This is a genomic window from Hymenobacter rubripertinctus (assembly GCF_003583925.1).
Taxonomy (GTDB): Bacteria; Bacteroidota; Bacteroidia; order Cytophagales; family Hymenobacteraceae; genus Hymenobacter; species Hymenobacter rubripertinctus.
Genome location: NZ_QYCN01000010.1, coordinates 156,648 through 163,241 on the forward strand (window position 1 = coordinate 156,648; position 6,594 = coordinate 163,241).

Annotated in this window: 4 protein-coding genes; 1 reads left to right on the top strand and 3 read right to left on the bottom strand. The window is 61.4% G+C overall.

The window, feature by feature from the left end; all coding sequences use genetic code 11:
* Positions 1-143 precede the first annotated feature (143 nt).
* Positions 144-2,390, bottom strand: coding sequence for a DNA helicase RecQ (gene recQ / locus D0T11_RS08750; protein ID WP_119655411.1), 2,247 nt, complete (start codon positions 2,388-2,390; stop codon positions 144-146).
* A gap of 252 nt (positions 2,391-2,642) precedes the next feature.
* Between recQ and D0T11_RS08755 the strand changes: the two genes are divergently transcribed.
* Positions 2,643-2,987: a four-helix bundle copper-binding protein gene (locus D0T11_RS08755; protein ID WP_119655401.1), complete on the top strand. Its 345-nt coding sequence runs from the start codon at positions 2,643-2,645 to the stop codon at positions 2,985-2,987.
* A gap of 184 nt (positions 2,988-3,171) precedes the next feature.
* Here D0T11_RS08755 and D0T11_RS08760 read toward each other — a convergent pair whose 3' ends face one another.
* Together D0T11_RS08760 and D0T11_RS08765 are read right to left on the bottom strand one after the other, a co-directional pair.
* Positions 3,172-5,052 carry a glycoside hydrolase family 13 protein gene (locus tag D0T11_RS08760; RefSeq protein WP_119655402.1) on the bottom strand — a complete coding sequence of 627 codons (1,881 nt, stop codon included), beginning with the start codon at positions 5,050-5,052 and terminating at the stop codon, positions 3,172-3,174.
* 83 nt (positions 5,053-5,135) lie between these two features.
* Positions 5,136-6,338, bottom strand: coding sequence for a THUMP domain-containing class I SAM-dependent RNA methyltransferase (locus tag D0T11_RS08765; protein WP_119655403.1), 1,203 nt, complete (start codon positions 6,336-6,338; stop codon positions 5,136-5,138).
* Between the last annotated feature and the right edge of the window lie 256 nt (positions 6,339-6,594).

Here is a 6,594-nt window from a genome sequence, read left to right on the forward strand (position 1 = left end):
GGCTGCAACGGCAAGCAAGTACCGGCTCACGAAGATAGGAACTACGTTACAAGAATACTAATTCAATTAGCCGGAATATTTGCTAATATTTTTTGTACTGTAGCCTCAACGTTTCCCAGGCTTCGGACCGGGAAACGTTGGGGCTACAACCGCCGAAAGTACTGCTGGGCCAGCCGCAGCCGGAAGTAGTCGTACTGCTCGCGCAAATGGTCGAACAGGTCGCGCAGCAGCGGCTGGCCGCCGAGTTGGGTCACGGCCGTCTGGATGGTAGCCAGGTCCTGGGAGGTGAGAAAATCCTCCAGGCGCAATTCGAAGCCTTTCGTGTAAAGCGTGGTCAGATGGCTTTGCACGGTGCTCAGGGCCAGTCCCCGGCGCTCGGCAATGGCCTCCGGGTTCAGGCCCATGCGGTGGAGCTGGTAGGTGGCATCCACGGTGGAGCCGGGCTCGGTACTGACTTCCTTTTTCACCGGCGTACGGGGCGCACCGGCATCATCGGGGTCGAGGTTGAGCGGCAGCGAGGATTCGCCCTCGAACTCGGCCTGGGCGGCGGGGTTGCCGCCGTAGGTGAGCACCTCCCGGATGAAGGCCTCCCCGTAGTTCTCAAACTTCTTCATGCCCACGCCCGAAATGCCGAGCATGGCCACGCGGTTCACCGGCCGCTCGGCGGCCATTTCGGTGAGCGTGGCATCGGTGAAGATAACGTAGGGCGGCACGCCCTGCTCATCGGCGATGCGCTTGCGCAGGGCGCGCAGGGCCTCGAACAGTTGCGCCTCGCGGGAGGCAGGGGCAGGCGCAGCGGCGGCGGCTTTGCGGCCCCGGGTTTTCTTTTCAGCCTTCTCGGCGGGCTGGAATTTCTTCATCGACACCGGGCGCTGGCCTTGCAGCACGTCGCGGCCCAGGTCCGTGATTTTCAACGCGTAGCCTTCCTCGTAAGCAATGTACACCAGCCCGTCGTTGAGCATCTGGTGCACGTAGCTGTACCAATCCAGGTAGGGCAGGTCGCGGCCCGCGCCGTAGGTTTTTATCTGGTCGAGGCCGGCGCTGATGACGGCCTGGTTGCGCATACCCCGCAACACGTCGATCAGCAGGCCGATGCTGAGCCGCTCGCGCCCCCGCACCAGCGCCGACAGCGCCTTCTGGGCCAGCTCGGTACCATCGAAGGTGGTGGGCGGGTTGCGGCAGATGTCGCAGTTGCCGCAGTCGTGGGCCAGGGTTTCGCCGAAGTAGTTGAGCAGGATGCGGCGGCGGCAGCCGGCGGCCTCGGCAAACTGCTGCATGCGCTCCAGCTTGGTCAGGTTGAGCTGGTTGAGCTGGGGGTTTTCCTTGGTGAGCATGTCGCGCAGGCTCATCACATCCCCAAACGAGTAAAAGAGCAGGGCCGTGGCGGGCGTGCCGTCGCGGCCGGCGCGGCCGATTTCCTGGTAGTAGCCCTCAATGTTTTTGGGTAGGTTGTAGTGAATCACCCAGCGCACATTGCTCTTGTCGATGCCCATGCCAAAGGCGATGGTGGCCACAATCACCTGCAAATCGTCCTTGAGGAAGCCTTCCTGCACGGCCCCGCGCTGGTTGGGCGTGAGGCCGGCGTGGTAGTAGCCGGCCTTGATGCCCTTGGCCTGGATTTTCTGGGCCAGCGTTTCGCACTGCTTGCGGCTCAGGCAGTAAATAATGCCCGCCTCGCCCTGGTGGCGCTCCAGAAACTCCAGAATTCCGCCCACCCGATCCTGGCCGGGCCGCACAATGAGGTTGAGGTTGGGCCGGTCGAAGCTCGAGAGAAACACCTTGGGCTTATTCAGGCGCAGCTGCTGCTGAATGTCGCGGCGGGTGAGGCGGTCGGCGGTGGCGGTGAGGGCGATGATAGGAATCTGGGGAAACTGCTCGCGCAGCACCCGCAGCTGGGTGTATTCGGGCCGGAAATCGTGACCCCAGGAGCTGATGCAGTGGGCCTCGTCGATGGCGAACATACTCACCTTCAGCCGCTTCACAAAGGCCAGAAACCCATCGGAGAGCAGCTTTTCGGGGCTCACGTAGAGCAGCTTGAGGTGGCCGTTGAGGCAGTCGGCGGCAATGTTATTGGCTTCGCTGGCGCCGATGCTGGAGTTGATGTAGGCGGCCGGAATACCGTTGGCTTTCAGGGCCTCCACCTGGTCTTTCATCAGGGCAATCAGCGGCGACACAACGATGCAGACGCCCTCCTGCACCACGGCCGGCACCTGGAAGCAGATACTTTTGCCGCCGCCGGTGGGCATGAGCACCACCGTGTCCTGCCCACCCATGATGTTGCTGATAATATCCTCCTGCATGGGCCGGAACGCGTCGTAGCCGTAGTACTTTTTAAGAACGAGGCGGGCAGATTCGATGGTGGGGGCGAGGGGTTCGGCGGCGAATAACATAGCGTAAAGATAAGGCGAATCGGGGCGGGGTGAAAGGATGAAGATAACCCGCTGAAAGCGGGAATCGTGCACGAAGCCCACCAAATCGTGCACGGCCGACCAGGTAAAGCAGCCGTATGAAGGGAAACAAATATTCTTTGTCATTCCGACGCAGGAGGAATCTGGGTAATACCACTGCACTGATTCCGCTCAATGATTTCACCCAGATTCCTGCTGCGTCGGAATGACAGTTCTTTTTACAACCAATTTCATATGGCCCACCCCACCACTTCCGCCACCCAGAATCAGCAAGTTCTCGACGCCCTCGCCCGCTGCATCGCCGCCTGCGAACTATGCGCCACCGCCTGCCTGCACGAAGACAACATTCAGATGATGGTGCCCTGCATTCGCCTCGACCGCGACTGCGCCGACATCTGCCGCCTGACCCACGCCTTCATCGCCCGCGGCTCCGACCATGCCCAGCACGTGCTCAAGGAGTGCCTCGAAATCTGCCGGAAGTGCGCCGACGAGTGCGGCCAGCACAAGCACGACCACTGCCAGCAGTGCGCCGATGCCTGCCGCGCCTGCATCGAAGCCTGCAAAAGCTACCAGCAATAACCGCCGACGATTAGCAGGAAAAAGCCCGTCATCCTGAGCGCAGCGAAGGACCTTATCACGTGAGAACAAAGAGCGTATGCACGACTCTTTGTTCTCACGTGATAAGGTCCTTCGCTGCGCTCAGGATGACGGGCTTTAGTAACCGGTTGTATCGTTCAACGACGCGCGAAGCTTCTGCTTCGCGCTACTTACCCAACTCCAGCACTACAGCCGTTTTGGCGGGTAATTCCAACGTGCTCAGATCCGCCACGCTTGCGCCCGTCAGCACGTTCTGGGCTTTACTGAAACCGTTCATCCGTTCGGCGAAGCGGGCGGTGGGCAGGCGGGCGGGCTGGTCGGTGGTGTTGGTGGCTACCAGCACGGTGCCGGTGCGGTCGTAGCGAAAGTACACGTAGAGGCCCTTTTCGGGCAGGTATTGCATCAATTGGCCCGAACTCAGGGCCGGGTGGGTGCGGCGGTAGGTAGCCAGGGTGCGCACGAAGTTGAAGGCGTCGTTTTCGGCGGGGGTACGGCCGGCGGCCGTGAATTTGTTGGCCGTGTCGCCCGCGAAGCCACCGGGGAAGTCGCGGCGCACTTCGGCATCCGAGGGGTCCTTGTAGTTTTTCATCAGGATTTCGGTGCCGTAGTACAGGCTCGGGATGCCACGGGTAGTCAGCAGCCAGGTCAGGCCCATTTTGAACTTGGCCACGTCTTCGCCTACTTCCGACAGGAAACGGTTGTGGTCGTGGTTGTCGAGAAAAGTTACCAGTTTGCTGGGGTCCTGGTACACGGCGTCCTGGGCCAGGGCTTGGTAGAGGTGCTGGGCGCCGCCGTCCCAGCTGGTGGCGGCGGGCGTACCCACGTCGCGCAAGCCGGCCAGCACGGCGTTTTCCACCACGAAATCGAGGCCGCCCGGCTGGTTGGATTTGAAGGGAAAGGCGATGTTGTTGCGCACGTAGTAGGCCTGATCCACCACGTTGTTCACCGACGACTCGCCGAAAATGTGAATGCTCGGGTATTCGGCCAGCAGGGCCGCGTTGCAGCGGTTCATGAAGGGCTGGTCGTTGTACATATACGTGTCAATCCGCCAGGCATCCACCCCGAACATTTCCACCGACCAGAGCGCGTGCTGAATCAGGAAGTTGGCCACGTAGGGGTTCTGCTGGTTGAGGTCGGGCAAAAACGGCACGAACCAGCCGTCGGTGGTCACCAGCTTATCAATCTGGGCGGCGTGGGGGTCGGTGATGGGCTGCTGGCGGTAGCTGGTGTTGGTGTAGGTGGGCCATTGGTGCAGCCAGTCTTTCGAGGGTAAATCTTGCACGAACCAGTGGTTGATGCCCACGTGGTTGTACACGGCGTCCTGCACCACTTTCAGCCCCCGGGCGTGAGCCTGGTCCACGAAGCTCCGGTAGGCCGCGTTGCCGCCCAGGCGGCGGTCCACGGTATAGTGGTCGGTGAACCCGTAGCCGTGGTAGGCCGAACGCAGGGTGCCGCCCTCGTCGGTGAGAGGCTGGTTGTTTTCGATGACGGGCGTAAACCAGACGGCCGTGATGCCCAACTCCTTTAGATAATCAAGCTGTTGGGCGGCCCCTTGCAGGTCGCCGCCGTGACGCAGGAAGGGGTTGGCGCGGTCGGCGTTGGGGTCGGCCAGGTCGGCGAACTTGTCGTTGCGCGGGTCGCCGTTGGCAAACCGGTCGGGCATGGCCAGGTAAATCAGGTCGGCCTGCGTTACGCCCTGGCCTTTGGGGCGGTTGTCGCGGGCCAGCAGCTCCCATTTTTGCGTAACGGCGCGCTTGCCCCCGCGCCCTACCAGGCGCAGTGTGCCGGGCTTGGCATCGGGGGCAATGGTCAGGTCGAGGAAAGCGTAGTTGGGGTTTTCGGTGGTGTGCGCGGCGGTGAGCGTAACGCCGGGGTAGTTGACCGAATACGTGAGCGAGCCGGCCTGGGGGCCGTACACGAGCAATTGCACGTTCGGCTCCTTCATGCCCACCCACCAGTTGGTCGGGTTCACGCGGGTAATGGACTGGGCCGTAACCAGCAGCGGCAGCAGCGGCAGCAGCAACAGAAGTAGCAGCAGTTTTTTCATGGAAGGGCGGGTTGGAAGGGTAAGATAATGCGGAAATAAATTGTCATCCTGAGCATTCCGCGACTTTTTTGCTGCTGTTTCCCCTATTCGCCTCCCTCCTCTCCTTCCTTCGCTACTTTCCGCGTTCCGCGATACAACTCGTACTTGAGCAGGCGGCAGTCAATCGGGCCGTTGTAGAGCGGAATGCGGCGCGAGGCTTTGAGGCCGACGCGCTTGGCGGCTTGCAGGTTGCCGGTGAAAATATAGGCGTCGTAGCCCTGGAAGTTTGTTTTGAGCGTATCGCCGATGGTTTTGTAGAGGTCGTCCATCTCGGTTTCTTCCCCGATTCGTTCCCCGTAGGGCGGGTTCATGATGACGATGCCGGGCGCGGCGCGGGCCGGGGCCACGGCGTCCTTCACGTCGCGCACGCCCAACCGGATGAAGTCCTCCACATCGGCGGCGGCCACGTTTTCGCGGGCCAGCTCGATGAAGTCCCGGCTCAGATCGGAGCCGCCCAGGTAGCACTGGGGTTCTTCCAGGCGCATCTGGCGGGCATCCATCTGCACCGTTTCCCAGAGCACGGCGTCGAAATCGGCCCAGTTCTCAAACCCGAACTTGCCCTGGTGATACAGGCCCGGCGCGATGCGCTGGGCGATGAGCGCCGCCTCGGTAAGCAGGGTGCCTGAGCCGCACATGGGGTCGACGAGCGTGGTTTTGCCGTCCCAGCCGGCCAGCAGCAACAGGCCGGCGGCCAGGGCCTCGTTGAGCGGGGCCACGTTGGTTTGCTGGCGGTAGCCGCGCTTGTGCAACGATTCGCCCGAGGCATCGAGGCTGAGCACCACCTCGTTCTCAATCATGTGCAGGTGCAGGCGGATGTCGGGGTTGCGCACATCCACATTGGGCCGCTCGCCGGTGCGGTTGCGGAACTGGTCCACGATGGCGTCCTTGGTGAGCTGGGCCACGAACAGGGAGTGCTCCAGGTTGGATTTGTTGACGACGGCCGTGATGGCAAACGTCTGGTCCTGGCGCAGGTACTTGCTCCAGTCGAGGCGGCCGACTTCGCGGTAGAGCGTTTTTTCGTCGGGAGCGTGGAAGCTGGCGAAGGGCCGCAGGATGCGCATGGCCGTGCGGCACCAGAGGCAGGCTTCGTAGAGCAGCTGCTGGTTGCCGGTGAACTCAATGGCGCGCAGCCCTACTTTCTCCACTTTGGCCCCCAGTGCGCGCAGCTCCTGGGCCAGCACTTCTTCCAGCCCAAACTGGGTGGTGGCGGTCATGTAAAACGGCTGGTCGCGGCGGTTGGCGGACATGGGGTAGTTTCAGGTGAAGCCCCAAAGGTCGGGAATCTGGGGCAAGCGTGTATCTTGGAGCAGCGGATAACAGAAATTATAACTAAGATGGCTTTATGATAATTTCATCAGGTTAAACGCATCAAAAAACGGGTTTTCCGATCTTTGGGTCATGGATTGGAACACGTTTTTCGCCGATATGCCCGACTTCCGTTTAGAGCGGAGCAAAAAGCACCAGTTGGTCGATATTTTGGTCATTGCCTTGTGCGCGCTGCTG

Coding starts and splice junctions, on each gene's coding strand:
- recQ (WP_119655411.1), bottom strand. CDS start 2,390: ATGTTATTCGCCGCCGAACCCCTCGCCCCCACCATCGAATCTGCCCGC.
- D0T11_RS08755 (WP_119655401.1), top strand. CDS start 2,643: ATGGCCCACCCCACCACTTCCGCCACCCAGAATCAGCAAGTTCTCGAC.
- D0T11_RS08760 (WP_119655402.1), bottom strand. CDS start 5,052: ATGAAAAAACTGCTGCTACTTCTGTTGCTGCTGCCGCTGCTGCCGCTG.
- D0T11_RS08765 (WP_119655403.1), bottom strand. CDS start 6,338: ATGTCCGCCAACCGCCGCGACCAGCCGTTTTACATGACCGCCACCACC.